The 13,493-nt window shown below is 65.1% G+C and carries 13 protein-coding genes; 10 read left to right on the forward strand and 3 right to left on the reverse strand.

Annotated features, from left to right (window positions below):
• The first annotated feature begins 109 nt into the window (after positions 1 to 109).
• The 5 genes from HNP46_RS15155 (at position 110) to rarD (ending at position 4,360) form a co-directional block, all read left to right on the forward strand.
• Positions 110 to 832, forward strand: a complete 723-nt coding sequence (locus HNP46_RS15155; protein ID WP_184590299.1) for a ComF family protein — start codon at positions 110 to 112, stop codon at positions 830 to 832.
• Positions 833 to 925: 93 nt separating this feature from the next.
• On the forward strand, positions 926 to 1,690 hold the full coding sequence (locus tag HNP46_RS15160) for a TOBE domain-containing protein (protein ID WP_184590300.1): 765 nt from the start codon (positions 926 to 928) through the stop codon (positions 1,688 to 1,690).
• A 119-nt stretch (positions 1,691 to 1,809) separates the two neighbouring features.
• Positions 1,810 to 2,181, forward strand: coding sequence for a substrate-binding domain-containing protein (locus HNP46_RS15165; protein ID WP_184590301.1), 372 nt, complete (start codon positions 1,810 to 1,812; stop codon positions 2,179 to 2,181).
• Between the two features lie 68 nt (positions 2,182 to 2,249).
• On the forward strand, positions 2,250 to 3,224 hold the full coding sequence (locus tag HNP46_RS15170) for a serine/threonine protein kinase (RefSeq protein WP_184590302.1): 975 nt from the start codon (positions 2,250 to 2,252) through the stop codon (positions 3,222 to 3,224).
• Positions 3,225 to 3,472: 248 nt separating this feature from the next.
• The gene (gene rarD, locus HNP46_RS15175; protein WP_184590303.1) at positions 3,473 to 4,360 is read left to right on the forward strand and encodes an EamA family transporter RarD; all 888 of its coding nucleotides are present in this window, start codon (positions 3,473 to 3,475) and stop codon (positions 4,358 to 4,360) included.
• A gap of 646 nt (positions 4,361 to 5,006) precedes the next feature.
• Here rarD and HNP46_RS15180 read toward each other — a convergent pair.
• Positions 5,007 to 5,525 carry a glycine cleavage system protein R gene (locus HNP46_RS15180; RefSeq protein WP_184590305.1) on the reverse strand — a complete coding sequence of 173 codons (519 nt, stop codon included), beginning with the start codon at positions 5,523 to 5,525 and terminating at the stop codon, positions 5,007 to 5,009.
• 19 nt (positions 5,526 to 5,544) lie between these two features.
• A complete protein-coding gene (locus HNP46_RS15185; protein ID WP_184590307.1) occupies positions 5,545 to 5,994 on the reverse strand; it encodes a GNAT family N-acetyltransferase in 450 nt (149 codons plus the stop codon).
• A 294-nt stretch (positions 5,995 to 6,288) separates the two neighbouring features.
• Here HNP46_RS15185 and HNP46_RS15190 point away from each other — a divergent pair, with 294 nt between their 5' ends.
• The 3 genes from HNP46_RS15190 (at position 6,289) to HNP46_RS15200 (ending at position 10,849) form a co-directional block, all read left to right on the forward strand.
• Positions 6,289 to 8,466, forward strand: a complete 2,178-nt coding sequence (locus tag HNP46_RS15190; protein ID WP_184590310.1) for a malate synthase G — start codon at positions 6,289 to 6,291, stop codon at positions 8,464 to 8,466.
• A 396-nt stretch (positions 8,467 to 8,862) separates the two neighbouring features.
• Entirely contained in the window at positions 8,863 to 9,003 is a 141-nt protein-coding gene (locus tag HNP46_RS15195) for a hypothetical protein (protein WP_184590312.1), read from the forward strand.
• Between the two features lie 316 nt (positions 9,004 to 9,319).
• Complete coding sequence (locus tag HNP46_RS15200) at positions 9,320 to 10,849, forward strand: NCS1 family nucleobase:cation symporter-1 (protein ID WP_184590314.1); 1,530 nt, start codon at positions 9,320 to 9,322, stop codon at positions 10,847 to 10,849.
• Between the two features lie 54 nt (positions 10,850 to 10,903).
• Here the strand turns inward: HNP46_RS15200 and HNP46_RS15205 are convergent, their stop codons facing one another.
• On the reverse strand, positions 10,904 to 11,656 hold the full coding sequence (locus tag HNP46_RS15205) for a glutathione S-transferase family protein (protein WP_184590316.1): 753 nt from the start codon (positions 11,654 to 11,656) through the stop codon (positions 10,904 to 10,906).
• 178 nt (positions 11,657 to 11,834) lie between these two features.
• Between HNP46_RS15205 and HNP46_RS15210 the strand changes: the two genes are divergently transcribed.
• Positions 11,835 to 12,338: an RNA polymerase sigma factor gene (locus tag HNP46_RS15210; RefSeq protein ID WP_409372440.1), complete on the forward strand. Its 504-nt coding sequence runs from the start codon at positions 11,835 to 11,837 to the stop codon at positions 12,336 to 12,338.
• Positions 12,335 to 13,297, forward strand: a complete 963-nt coding sequence (locus HNP46_RS15215; RefSeq protein ID WP_184590320.1) for a FecR domain-containing protein — start codon at positions 12,335 to 12,337, stop codon at positions 13,295 to 13,297. Before HNP46_RS15210 ends, HNP46_RS15215 begins: the two co-directional genes overlap by 4 nt.
• Positions 13,298 to 13,493: the final 196 nt, after the last annotated feature.

Genomic DNA, 13,493 nt, shown 5'->3' on the forward strand with positions numbered 1-13,493 from the left:
CAAGTTGAAGGGACTGAGCCCCGTTCAATACAGGGCTCAGTCATTGGCAGCTTAGCGGCCCAGTCCAACTGTCCAACTTTCGGGGGTCAGTTCACCATGGAGGGGCTGAATGCGCTTGCTTCAATGGCGTCCTATCTGGTGGCGCCCTCGCGTGCATTGTCTGCTGTGTGGCGCGGCGGCTGAACAGACCGCCCTGCCGCTCTGCGCCGGCTGCGACGATGACCTGCCCTGGCTGGCCGGGCATTGCTCGATCTGTGCCCTTCCCCTCCCAGCTTCCGGACTGACCTGCGGCCAATGCCTGCGCCGCGCGCCGGCTTTTCATCGAGTCGAGACACCGCTGCGCTATGGCTTTCCCGTCGATGCGCTGGTCACCCGCTTCAAGCATCAGGCCAATGCGCCGCTCGGACGGCTGCTCGGCCAACTGCTCGAACGCCACCTGCTGCATGCCTATGAAGAAGGACTGCCACGCCCGGACCGGCTGATCCCGGTGCCGCTGTCGCGCCGGCGTGAACGGCAGCGCGGCTTCAACCAGGCGCAATTGCTGACAAACTGGCTGGCGGCGCCACTCGGGCTGCCTGTGGATAACCACATTGTCCAGCGCACGCAGGACACCCCGGCGCAGCAAGGCCTGGACGCCGCCACCCGCAAGAAGAACCTGCGCAACGCCTTCACCCTGGCTGCCGGCGCCAGTGTCGAGGGGCTGCACCTGGCACTGGTGGACGACGTGCTGACCACCGGCGCCACCGCCGAACGCATCGCCCGCCTGTTGCGCCGAGCCGGGGCGCGGCGGGTCGATGTCTACTGCCTGGCGCGCACGCCAGCCCCGGAATAGACGACCGTTCGGCCACATTACTGACATCTGCCCCTTGCGTTTTGCCCGCCAGCAACGGAGCCTCGCTGCATACCAATAAGCACCCGCGAACCCATGACCACCCTCAGCCTGTTGACCCAACACGTTACCCGCCGCCCGCAGCGCATCGCCCTGCTGGTGCAGATCGCCCAGCTCGGCTCGATCACCCACGCCGCCAAGGCCGCCGGGATGAGCTACAAGACCGCCTGGGACGCCATCGATGAACTGAACAACCTGTCCGACCGCCCGCTGGTGGAACGCAGCGTCGGCGGCAAGGGCGGCGGCGGTGCGCGCCTGACCGTCGAGGGCGAACGTCTGCTGGCGCTCTACCAGCGCCTGGAAGCCCTGCGCGAACACATCGTCGAGCACGTCGAGCACCAGGCCGATCTGGAGCTGATCGGCCGCCTGATGATGCGCACCAGCGCGCGCAACCAGCTGCACGGCCGCGTCTGCGCGGTGGAGCACTCCGGCCTCAATGACCTGATCGGCATCGAGCTGCCCGGCGGCTCGCGCATCCAGGCGCGGGTCACCCGCGAAAGCACCGAGAAGCTGGAACTGGCCGACGGTGTGCCGGTGGTGGCACTGATGAAGGCCGGCTGGCTCTACGTCGACCTGCCGCACATCCCCTGTCCGGACGGCCTGAATGCGCTGGAAGGGCATATCGACGACATCCGCGAAGCCGACGACGGCCCCAGCGAGGTGCGCATCCAGTTGCCCAGCGGACAGATGCTCTGCGCCCTGATCGACCCGGAGCGCATCGAAATCCTGCGCCTCAAGCCCGGCACCCAGGTCCGCGCGCAGTTTTCTCCGGCCCAGGTGATCATTGGCACACCGCTGTAGCCTTCCGGCCACTCAGGTTTCCCTGCCTCATATCAAGCCCCGCGACGCAGCGCCGCGCTCCAATGAACGCCAGTGTCCCGCCCGTTCCGGGCGGGCTTCGGCCAATCGGAGCTCCCAGCATGCGCCGCCCACTGCTGCTTCTTGCGCTGTTCCTCCTGCCCTTCGCCAGCCAGGCCGGCCCCGACGTGCTGCGCGTCGGCGCCAGCCACGAACTGGTGCCGACGCTCAAGCCACTGGTGGACCAGTACCAGATGGAAACCGGCGGCAAGGTCCTGATGATTGGCGGCGGCACGGATGAGCTCGCCGAGCAGGTGCGCCAGGGCACGCCCTACGACCTGCTGCTGACGCCCTTGCACAGCTCCGACGAACAGGAGCGGAGCCTGACGTGCCGGTCACGCACGATGCAGAAGCTGACCCTGGTGAAGGGCGAACGCCGGGCACTGGCAACGGACTTCATCGGCTTCCTGAGAAAGCACTGCGCCGACCGCTGAGGCGACTGCCCACGCAAAAGGGGCGGACTGGGTAAACTAGGCAGCTTTACCCTTGCCGGAACGTCGCCATGTCCCATCCCTTCTCCGACCTCACTCCCGACCTGGTGCTGGATGCGGTGGAAAGCATCGGTTTTCTCAGCGACGCCCGCGTACTGGCGCTCAACAGCTACGAGAACCGCGTCTACCAGGTGGGCATCGAGGACAGCGAGCCGCTGATCGCCAAGTTCTATCGCCCGGGACGCTGGACCACCGAGGCGATCCTCGAGGAGCACGCCTTCTCCGCCGAACTGGCCGAATGCGAAGTCCCGGTGGTGGCGCCGCTGGTGCACGAGGGCAGGACCCTGTTCGAGCACGCCGGCTTCCGCTTCACCCTCTTTCCCCGCCGCGGCGGCCGCGCGCCGGAGCCGGGCAACCTCGACCAGCTCTATCGCCTCGGCCAACTGCTCGGCCGCCTGCACGCCGTGGGCGCCAACCGCCCGTTCGAGCACCGCGAGGCGCTGACGCCGCAGAACTTCGGCCACCAATCCCTGGCCACCCTGCTGGAAGGCAACTTCATTCCCCAAAGCCTGCTGCCCGCCTACGAGTCGGTGGCCCGCGACCTGCTGAAGAAGATCGACGACCTCTATGCCCGGGTGAAATACAGCCCCATCCGCATGCACGGTGATTGCCACCCGGGCAACCTACTGTGCCGCGACGAGACCTTCCACGTCGTCGACCTCGACGACTGCCGCATGGGCCCGGCGGTGCAGGACCTGTGGATGATGCTCGCCGGCGAGCGCCAGGAGCGCCTCGGCCAGTTGTCCGAGCTGGTGGACGGCTACCAGGAATTCCACGACTTCGACCCCCGCGAACTGCCGCTGATCGAAGGCCTGCGCGCCCTGCGCCTGATGCACTACAGCGCCTGGCTGGCGCGCCGCTGGGACGACCCGGCGTTCCCACCGAGCTTCCCCTGGTTCGGCACCGAGCGTTACTGGGGCGAACAGGTGCTGGTGCTGCGCGAGCAGATGGCGGCGCTGGATGAGGAGCCGTTGCGGCTGTTCTGATTCCCTCGCATGGATGCCGGCCTGGCGGCCGGATCGCGGACGGAGTCCGCTCCTACGAAGGCATCACGTCACGTAGGAGCGGACTCCGTCCGCGATTGCTATCCGCACCTACCGTGTCCTCCCGTATGACCAACGTTACAGCTATTCGCGCACGCCACCGGGACATCCACCGCAGCGGCACAGACAAGCCGACGCCAGCGCCCTAGAATTGTGCAGCCACTCATTAGCTGCCTAACCAAGGATGTTCCATGGCCACCGCCAATCCCCGCCGGGGCTACGCCCTGGGCTTGACTGCCTATGTCATCTGGGGGCTCTTCCCGATCTACTTCAAGCTGCTCGAACGCATTCCCGCCCTGGAAATCATCACCCACCGGGCCATCTGGTCGGCGGTGTTCGGCGCCCTGCTGTTACTGGTATGGAAACATCCCGGCTGGTGGCGCGAGCTGCGCGAGAACCCCAAGCGCATTGCCGTGCTCACCGCCAGCGGCCTGCTGATTGCCAGCAACTGGCTGGTCTACGTCTGGGCGGTGAACAACGGTCACATGATCGAGGCCAGCCTGGGCTACTACATCAACCCGCTGATCAACGTGCTGCTGGGCCTGGTGATCCTGCGCGAGCGCCTGCGCCCGCTGCAGTGGGTCGCGGTCGGCCTTGCTGCGCTGGGCGTGGCGCAGCAGCTCTGGCAGCTGGGCAGCCTGCCCTGGGTGTCGCTGACGCTGGCGCTGACCTTCGGTTTCTACGGGCTGATCCGCAAGCAGGCACCTGTGGCCGCGCTGCCCGGCCTGGTGGTGGAAACCTGGATCCTCCTGCCGCTGGCCATCGGTTACCTGGTGCTGTTCGCCGACGGCCCGAGCGTGCACGCGGACTTCTGGACCACCCGGGACGCCATCTGGCTGGCCGCTGCCGGCCCGATCACCCTGGTGCCGCTGGTGTGCTTCAACGCCGCCGCGCGCCACCTGCCCTACGCCACCCTGGGCTTCCTGCAATACCTGGCGCCAACCCTGGTGCTGCTGCAGGCGATCCTGCTGTTTGGCGAGCACCTGGACACCACGCGCCTGATCTCCCTCTGCTGCATCTGGGCGGGCCTGGTCGTCTACAGCGTGGACATCTGGTATCGCCTGTCCCGCGGCGACTGATCATTAATTGATCCACCGTCCACAGGCCACGCCGTTCGTGGCCTGTGGGCAAGCACCACCAGCTTGTCCACAGCCCCATCCCGCCAAATGGGGGATAACGGCAGTTTCCTCCACAAGCCGCCTCGCTCTCTCCGGCCGCGGTCTCCTGATCCGGCAACCTGCCGCAGAATGAGCAAATTCTGAGCAACCCCGCGCAGACCCTGCCAGCTCTGGCCTGTAACGACATTCCCCCGGCTTTTCCACAGGCTGATCCCCACTTCATGTGGATGGCGCCGCACTGCCCGATCAGAAAGTGGACAACCTTCTGCAAGCCCCTGTTTACAATGGCTGCAGCGTTTCATGAACGGCTTCTCCACAGAGTCTTCCCATGGATTTGTGCACAGCGGCTGGAAGGCTCACGACGCTGAACTCTCGAGGAGCAGGCTGTACAAAAAACGAGCACATCCTTGAAAGGCACGCCCATAGCTAGCTGCGGCTACTTATCAACAGAATGCCCACGGTGCGATCCCCGTAATCTGTGCACAGAGCTCGCAGGGGTCGTGGATAAATCGGCCGGCGTGCAGCCCAAAGAAAATGGGCCCTCTGTCATTCCATCAACAGAGAGCCCACAGGTTTTTCCACAAGGGTTGCAATCCAGAGAGAGTACTCAGTCCCCGCTGTGGAAATTCAGCTCCACCATCAGGTCGTCCGCCAGCGCTTCGAGCTTTTCCTGAAGGGTATCCAGCTGCAGGGTCAGCGGCACGGCCAACAGCGCTTCGGCGTGGAACAGCGGCTCACTGCTCATGGGCGCCGGCATGACCTCGGTGGTCAGGCGCTCCAGGTTCACGCCGTGCTCGGCCAGCAGCTGGGTGATGTCGCGAACGATACCGGGACGATCATTGCCCACCAGGTCCAGGTGGATCGGCTTCCAGTTGCAGGCCGGCTCGATGCCGCTCTCCGCCAGCAGCACGCGGATGCCGTGCTCGCCCAGACCCTGCAGGCCTTCCACCAGCTCGTCATAACCCTCGGCGGGCACCGCCACGCGCAGGATCCCGGCGAACTGCCCGGCCATGCGCGACATGCGGCTTTCCAGCCAGTTGCCGCCGTGGGCGGCGATGCATTTGGCCACGCGTTCCACCAGGCCGGGCTGGTCCTGGGCGATGACGGTCAATACGAGGTGGTCCATGGGCAGTCTCCGCGAAGGGCTAGGCCGTGAGGTCCAGCCAATAGGTGTAGAACTGGTCGTCCCGCTTGTAGCCCAGGCGCTCGTAGAGCGACTGGCCGGCATGGTTGGTCTTGGCCGTTTCCAGCATCAGGCCGCAGGCGCCGGTGGCCTCGCCGTGGGCGCGGGCGGCGTTCATCAGCGCTTCACCATAACCGTCGCGGCGCGCAGCGGGTAGCACGTAGAGATCGCTGACCAGCCAGGACGGCTGCAACGCCAGCGAGGCGAAGAGTGGATAGAGCTGCACGAAGCCCAGCGCCACGCCATCGAGGCTGCGCGCGATGAAGACCGTGGACTGCCCGCTGCCGATACGCGCTTCGAGGAATGCACGGATCTTCGCGTGGGGTGCAGGTACCTCGTAGAAATCCAGGTAGCCGGAAAACAGCGGAACCAGGTCGTCCAGATCGGTGGGGGTGGCAAGCGTCACGGACATGCGGGATTCTCCGAAAGGGAAGAAGCAGTATAGGCTCGGCAAGGTTAGCGGGCTGCGACGGGCTGCCACAGATACCCATTAGGGTAATGGGTGTACAGTTTTAAGATTTATCTGGAACAATCCAGATGATATTTGCGAACATAAGACCTGCTACGTGACTGATATGCGTACTTTGGTCTAACCGCGACGCTAGCCCACTGATTTTTCCCACGGCATCATGTAGTATTCCGCGGCTCGGACTACAAGGCCTTTTGCCTGTGTCCAGAGCTGGTCCTGAGCAGAGTGAGGCAAGCAATGACTGAACGCGTTCAAGTCGGTGGCCTGCAGGTCGCCAAAGTCCTTTTCGACTTCGTGAACAACGAAGCCATTCCCGGCACCGGCATCGACGCCGGCAAGTTCTGGGCAGGCGTAGAAACCGTAATCAACGACCTGGCCCCCAAGAACAAGGCCCTGCTCGCCAAGCGCGATGACATCCAGGCGAAAGTCGACGGCTGGCACCAGGCCCGCGCCGGCAAGCCGCACGATGCAGCTGCCTATAAAGCCTTCCTGCAGGAAATCGGCTACCTGCTGCCCGAGCCTGCCGACTTCCAGGCCAGCACCCAGAACGTCGACGAAGAAATCGCCCGCATGGCCGGCCCGCAGCTGGTAGTACCGGTGATGAACGCGCGCTTCGCCCTGAACGCCGCCAACGCCCGCTGGGGCTCGCTGTACGATGCGCTGTACGGCACCGACGCGATCAGCGAAGAGAACGGCGCCGAGAAGGGCAAGGGCTACAACAAGGTCCGCGGTGACAAGGTCATCGCCTTCGCCCGCGCCTTCCTCGACGAAGCCGCTGCGCTGGAATCCGGCTCCCACGTCGACGCCACCGCCTACGTGGTGAAGAACGGCGCACTGGCCGTGACCCTGAAGAATGGCAGCGAAACCGGCCTGAAGAACGCCGCCCAGTTCCTCGCCTTCCAGGGTGAAGCCGGCAAGCCCAAGGCCGTGCTGCTCAAGCACAACGGCCTGCACTTCGAGATCCAGATCGACCCCACCAGCCCGATCGGCCAGACCGACGCCGCTGGCGTGAAAGACGTCCTGATGGAGTCCGCGCTGACCACCATCATGGACTGCGAAGACTCCGTGGCCGCCGTCGATGCCGACGACAAGGTCGTGGTCTACCGCAACTGGCTGGGCCTGATGAAGGGCGACCTCGCCGAGCAGGTTTCCAAGGGCGGCAGCACCTTCACCCGCACCATGAACCCGGACCGCGTCTACTCCAAGGCCGATGGTTCCGAGCTGAGCCTACATGGCCGCTCCCTGCTGTTCATCCGCAACGTTGGCCACCTGATGACCAACCCGGCGATCCTCGACGCCCAGGGCAACGAAGTCCCCGAAGGCATCCAGGACGGCCTGTTCACCAGCCTGATCGCCATTCACAACCTGAACGGCAGCGCCACCCGCAAGAACAGCCGTACCGGCAGCGTGTACATCGTCAAGCCGAAGATGCACGGCCCGGAAGAAGTCGCCTTCGCCGCCGAAATCTTCAGCCGCGTCGAGGACCTGCTCGGCCTGCCGCGCAACACACTGAAAGTCGGCATCATGGACGAAGAGCGCCGCACCACCGTCAACCTCAAGGCCTGCATCCAGGCCGCTGCCGAGCGCGTGGTGTTCATCAACACCGGCTTCCTCGACCGCACCGGTGACGAGATCCACACCTCCATGGAAGCCGGCGCCATGGTGCGCAAGGGCGCCATGAAGACCGAGAAGTGGATCGGTTCCTACGAGAACAACAACGTCGACGTCGGCCTGGCCACCGGCCTGCAGGGCAAGGCGCAGATCGGCAAGGGCATGTGGGCCATGCCCGACCTGATGGCTGCCATGCTCGAGCAGAAGATCGCTCACCCGCTGGCTGGCGCCAACACCGCCTGGGTGCCGTCGCCGACCGCCGCCACCCTGCACGCGCTGCACTACCACAAGGTCGACGTGTTCGCCCGTCAGGCCGAACTGGCCAAGCGCGCGCCGGCTTCGGTGGACGACATCCTGACCATTCCGCTGGCTGCCAACACCAACTGGAGCGCGGAAGAAATCAAGAACGAGCTGGACAACAACGCCCAGGGCATCCTCGGCTACGTGGTCCGCTGGATCGACCAGGGCGTCGGCTGCTCCAAGGTGCCGGACATCAACGACGTCGGCCTGATGGAAGACCGCGCCACCCTGCGGATCTCCAGCCAGCTGCTGGCCAACTGGCTGCGCCACGGCGTGGTCACCCAGGAGCAGGTGCTGGAAAGCCTCAAGCGCATGGCTTCGGTGGTGGATCGCCAGAACGCCGGTGACGCCCAGTACCGCGCCATGGCGCCGAACTTCGACGACAACGTGGCCTTCCAGGCCGCGCTGGAACTGGTCCTCGAAGGCACCAAACAGCCCAACGGCTACACCGAGCCGGTCCTGCACCGCCGTCGCCGCGAGTTCAAGGTTAAAAACGGCCTGTAAGCGCTTCGCGGCGCGATGAAGAAACCGCCCTCCGGGGCGGTTTTTTTATGGGCGAGGATTGTGGTTTGACGTTGGGGCGGTGCATTCCCCACCCGATCGCGGACTCTGTCCGCGATGCTTTTGCTTGTAGTTGGGTGTTTCAGCGTCGCTTCGGCGTGTGCTGGGAGATTTTGTTTCGCCCCCTCGGGCGACCTACTTTGGAAAAGACCCAAAGTAGGCAAAGGTCTTCGCCCCTGCCATCCGGCTTTTCGCTTCGCGAAAAGTACCCTCGGTTCCTCGGAGTTCCAGGGGCCCGCGTTGACGGGCCATCCCTGGCCCGACAACGCTCTCGCGACATCCATGTCGCTCAACCCCTGAAACTCCGATCACCTTCGGCCTCCTGAAAGGGGCACTCCGGTGCGTGCGGATATTTCGCTGGAAGACCTTAACGGCAAGGGCAAGGGCAAGGGCAAGGGCAAGGGCAAGGGCAAGGGCAAGGGCAAGGGCAAGGGCAAGGGCAAGCACTTTGGCGTGGTGAGATGCGATGTGTTTGCGTAGGAGCGGACTCTGTCCGCGATTGTCGTCCGCCCGCACCGAATCGCCCCTGTAACGCCTGTGCACAATTATTGTGTACAAAGTCCCCATTTCGCACACTACTCACCCACAGCCGAGCTGACTCTCAAGTCAATGATTGGCCTGGTAAATTTATTTCCTACCCACCTGGACAGGCCTCAAGACCGCACCAAATGAGGGCTTCAGCGCATTCCACAGGCAAGATAGAAAGACCTCCAAGGCCGACAGGAAACTGCACTGGCATGGAATTGTCTTTGCACACAAACCACAAAAAGCCGTGCATACAAAAGCCGAGTAGCCCATGACCAGCAGTCCCACGCACCTGTCCGGCGTTACCTCTGTTCCACCTGCCGCTGGCGAGGCCTCCGCGAGCAGTACAGCGCCGACCCTGAGCCCGCGCCTGTACAGTGCCGACCTCGCGCCGACCAAGGCCCAGGGCCGCAGCTGGGGGCGCTACAGCCTGTTCGCGCTGTGGACCAACGATGTGCACAACATCGCCAACTACTCCTTCGCCATCGGCCTCTTCGCCCTGGGCATGAGCGGCGCGCAGATCCTCGCGGCATTCGCCCTCGGCGCACTGGTGATCTACGGCCTGATGAACCTGTCCGGCTACATGGGCCAGAAGACCGGCCTGCCCTACCCGGTGATGTGCCGCATCAGCTTCGGCATCCACGGCGCCCAGGTGCCGGCGCTGATCCGCGCGGTGATCGCCATCGCCTGGTTCGGCATCCAGACCTACCTCGCCTCGGTGGTCCTGCGCGTGCTGCTCAGCGCCATCGCGCCAAGCCTTGCAGCCTACGATCAGGACTCAATCCTCGGCCTGTCGACCCTGGGCTGGATCACCTTCCTCGGCATCTGGTGCGTGCAGCTGGTGATCTTCGCCTACGGCATGGAAATGGTGCGCCGCTACGAGTCCTTCGCCGGGCCGATCATCCTCGTCGCCTTCGCCAGCCTCGCCGGCTGGATGTACTGGCGCGCCGGCCTGACCATCTCCTGGTCCAGCGGCAACCCGCCGACGGGCTCGGCGATGTGGCTGAAAGTGCTGGGTGCCGCCGCGCTGTGGGTTTCGCTGTACGGCACCATGATCCTGAACTTCTGCGACTTCACCCGTAACTGTCCGGATCGGCGCACCATCAGCGTCGGCAATTTCTGGGGCCTGCCGGTGAACATGCTGGGCTTTGCGCTGATCGCGGTGGTGCTGGCCGGCGCGCAATTCCGCATCGACGGCCACCTGGTGCAGAACCCCACGGAAATCGTCGCTGCCATCCCCAACACCTTCGGCCTGGTACTGGCCTGCCTGGCCTTCCTGATCGTCACCGTGGCGGTGAACATCATGGCCAACTTCGTCGCCCCGGCCTACGTGCTCACGAACCTTGCGCCGAACCTGCTGAACTTCCGCCGCGCCGGCCTGCTCAGCGCCACCATCGCCGTGCTGATCCTGCCCTGGCACCTGTACAACAGCCCGGCGGTGATCGTGTATTTCCTCGGCGGCCTGGGCGCGCTGCTCGGCCCGCTGTACGGGATCATCGTCACCGACTACTACCTGGTGCGCCGCAGCCGGGTGAACCTGCCCGAGCTGTATAGCGAGAGCCGCGAGGCGGCTTACCACTACAGCGGCGGCGTCAACCTGCGTGCGGTGGCGGCGTTCGTCCCGGCGGCGCTGATCGCCATCGTGCTGGCGCTGGTGCCGGCGTTCGAGGCGCTGTCGCAGTTCTCCTGGTTCTTCGGCGCCGGCCTCGGCGCGCTGATCCACTACGCACTGGCCGATCGCCGCTGCCTCCATATGGATATCTGCGGCGAGTCCATCGCGGTGGATGCCGCGCATCACTGAAACACCCGGCAAGCAAAAAGCCGCCCTTGAGCGGCCTTTTGCGTTGCGCGAATCTCAGCTGCGGCTCATCGGCCCGCGTACCGGTTGCTCGCGCATGTGGCTGACTTCGCTGACCGGTGCGCCAGCGGCGAGCAGTGCTTCACGCTGCTGGGCGATGGGCGTGCGGGCGATGGCGCGCTCGAACTGGTTGAGCTTCTGGAACGCCGGTAGTGCGAAGGCTGCCGCGAGCATCGCCGCCAATTTCGGCCAGCGCTGGGCGTCCAGCTCGTAGCGGGCGAACTGCGCATTGCGCATGAAGCAGGCGACGCTGATATCGGCGATGGACAGCTCGCCGAACAACCAGCCGCTTTCCGGCAACTGCGCCTCCAGGTAATCGAATACGGCCGGCAGGTCGTGCTGGTAGGTCTTCTCCAGCAACGCCGCGTCCGGCTCGCGGCCCCACACACCGCGACCGATCACCAACTGGTCGAACAGCTGCCAGATCAGCACCTGGCCCATGCGGCTGTCGGCGAACTCCTCGATCCAGCGCGCGCGGGCGCGTTCGGCGATATCCGCCGGGTACAGCACGGGCTGGGGATAACGCTCCTCCAGGTACTGGCAGATCACCGAGGAATCGTTGAGCACCAGCTCGCCGTCCACCAGCACCGGCACCTGGCGCAGCGGGCTCAGGCGCTCGAACTCCTGGTTGCCGAAGAACGGCACGACGGAATCGATGCAGTAGTCCACGCCCTTCAGTTCCAGCACGACCAGGGCCTTGCGCACGTAGGGGGACAGGTAGGAGCCGATGATCAGCACGGGATCGGACATGGCGGTTCTTCTTATAGGAAAGGACGCCCGATTGTAGATCGCCCCACGAACGGCCGACAAAAGCCGACAGGCGCCAATTGCGCGGGTGACTGCACTTTGCGATCATTTGCGAATAGTTATCGTTTTTGAGCTTGATCCCATTCGGGATCTCGGGGGAAGTAGCTTGTCGGCCATCCAGATGGGTAGCGGCGAACTCGTTGGCACCTTGTATCGCGATCATCGCGACTGGCTGACTGCCTGGCTGAACCGCAGCCTGGGCTGTCCGCAGCGCGCCGAAGACCTGAGCCAGGACACCTTCGTCCGCGTGCTCGGCCGTCGCGAGCTGCCTTCCCTTCGCGAACCCCGCGCCTTCCTGGTGACCGTCGCCAAGGGCCTGCTGGTGGACCACTGGCGCCGCCTCGCGCTGGAACAGGCCTACCTGGAAGAACTGCAGTGCCTGCCCGAGGCGGTGCAACCCTCCGCCGAGGAACACTGCCTGATCCTCGCCGACCTGCGCGAGATCGACCGCCTGCTGGGCAAGCTGTCGACCCGTGCGCGCAGTGCCTTCCTGCTCAACCGCCTGGATGGCCTGGGCCATGCCGAGATCGCCGAGCAACTGGGCGTCTCCGTACCGCGGGTGCGCCAGTACATCGCCCAGGGCCTGCGCCAGTGCTACATCGCGCTGTACGGCGAGCCGACGTGAAGGGACCGGTTTCCCTGCAGGTGCTCGACGAAGCGATCAGCTGGCAGTTGCGCCTGGGCTCCGGCGAAGCGCGCCCCGACGACGAAGCCGCCTTCGCCCGCTGGCATTCCGCCCACAGCGAACACGCCCGCGCCTGGAGCCAGCTGGGGATGCTCGACCGCAGCCTCGCCGGCGCCGCGCCCAAGGCTGCGCGCAGCGCCCTGCTGCGCTCACCGGGCGAGTCGCGGCGCAAGGTGCGCCGGCTGGCCGGCACCGGGCTGTCGATCCTGCTGGTCGGCGCCCTGGCGCTGGGCGTCGGCAACCGCTATGCGCCGGTGCGCTATGCCTTCTCCGACCTGGTCACCGCCACCGGCGAGCAGCGCGAATTGCGCCTGCCGGACAACACCCTGCTGAAACTCAACAGCCGCACCGCCGTCGACGTGCGCTTCGACGCCGAGCAGCGGCGCATCGTCCTGCTCAGCGGCGAAATCCTGGTGGAAACCGCTCACGGCGACAGCCGGCCATTCATCGTCGAGACCGATGAGGGCCGCCTGCGCGCCCTCGGCACGCGCTTCCTGGTGGAACGCGACGAGGACGACAGCACGCTGCTGAGCGTCTTGCAGTCCGCCGTGGCCGCCCGTCCCGAGCGCCTGCCCGACGAGCGGGTGATCAACCAGGGTCAGCAGGTGCGCCTGCGCGCTGGCGGGTTCGGCACGGTCGAAGCCAACAGCGCCACGGCCGATGCCTGGACCCACGGCATGCTGGTGGTGGACAACGTGCGCCTGGGCGAACTGCTCGACCAGTTGGCGCGCTACAGCCCCGGTTACCTGAGCATCGATCCGAGCCTGGCGGACCTGCGCATCACCGGCAGCTTCCCGCTGCAGAACATCGACCTGGCGCTCAGCTCGCTGGAGCCGACGCTGCCAGTGCGTATCGAGAAACACGGCCAGTGGTGGTCCCGCGTGGTGCCGCGCGGGTAAAGCACGTCCCGTAGGAGCGGACTCTGTCCGCGAGGGTCTCCGGCGCGTTGCGGACCTATCGCGGACGGAGTCCGCTCCTACGCAAGTCCTGGAACCATGAGCCTTGGCGAAGGCTGAGAAAAAATTTTCACAACGCCCTATCACTTTTCAATTCTCGTCCGGCAAGGAGGCATCGAGAACCGTTTTCATTCAGGAG

This window comes from Pseudomonas nitroreducens, assembly GCF_014204515.1.
GTDB classification, from domain to species: domain Bacteria; phylum Pseudomonadota; class Gammaproteobacteria; order Pseudomonadales; family Pseudomonadaceae; genus Pseudomonas; species Pseudomonas nitritireducens_A.

Coding starts and splice junctions, on each gene's coding strand:
- HNP46_RS15160 (WP_184590300.1), top strand. CDS start 926: ATGACCACCCTCAGCCTGTTGACCCAACACGTTACCCGCCGCCCGCAG.
- HNP46_RS15180 (WP_184590305.1), bottom strand. CDS start 5,525: ATGGACCACCTCGTATTGACCGTCATCGCCCAGGACCAGCCCGGCCTG.
- rarD (WP_184590303.1), top strand. CDS start 3,473: ATGGCCACCGCCAATCCCCGCCGGGGCTACGCCCTGGGCTTGACTGCC.
- HNP46_RS15205 (WP_184590316.1), bottom strand. CDS start 11,656: ATGTCCGATCCCGTGCTGATCATCGGCTCCTACCTGTCCCCCTACGTG.
- HNP46_RS15200 (WP_184590314.1), top strand. CDS start 9,320: ATGACCAGCAGTCCCACGCACCTGTCCGGCGTTACCTCTGTTCCACCT.
- HNP46_RS15165 (WP_184590301.1), top strand. CDS start 1,810: ATGCGCCGCCCACTGCTGCTTCTTGCGCTGTTCCTCCTGCCCTTCGCC.
- HNP46_RS15210 (WP_409372440.1), top strand. CDS start 11,835: ATGGGTAGCGGCGAACTCGTTGGCACCTTGTATCGCGATCATCGCGAC.
- HNP46_RS15170 (WP_184590302.1), top strand. CDS start 2,250: ATGTCCCATCCCTTCTCCGACCTCACTCCCGACCTGGTGCTGGATGCG.
- HNP46_RS15185 (WP_184590307.1), bottom strand. CDS start 5,994: ATGTCCGTGACGCTTGCCACCCCCACCGATCTGGACGACCTGGTTCCG.
- HNP46_RS15155 (WP_184590299.1), top strand. CDS start 110: ATGCGCTTGCTTCAATGGCGTCCTATCTGGTGGCGCCCTCGCGTGCAT.
- HNP46_RS15190 (WP_184590310.1), top strand. CDS start 6,289: ATGACTGAACGCGTTCAAGTCGGTGGCCTGCAGGTCGCCAAAGTCCTT.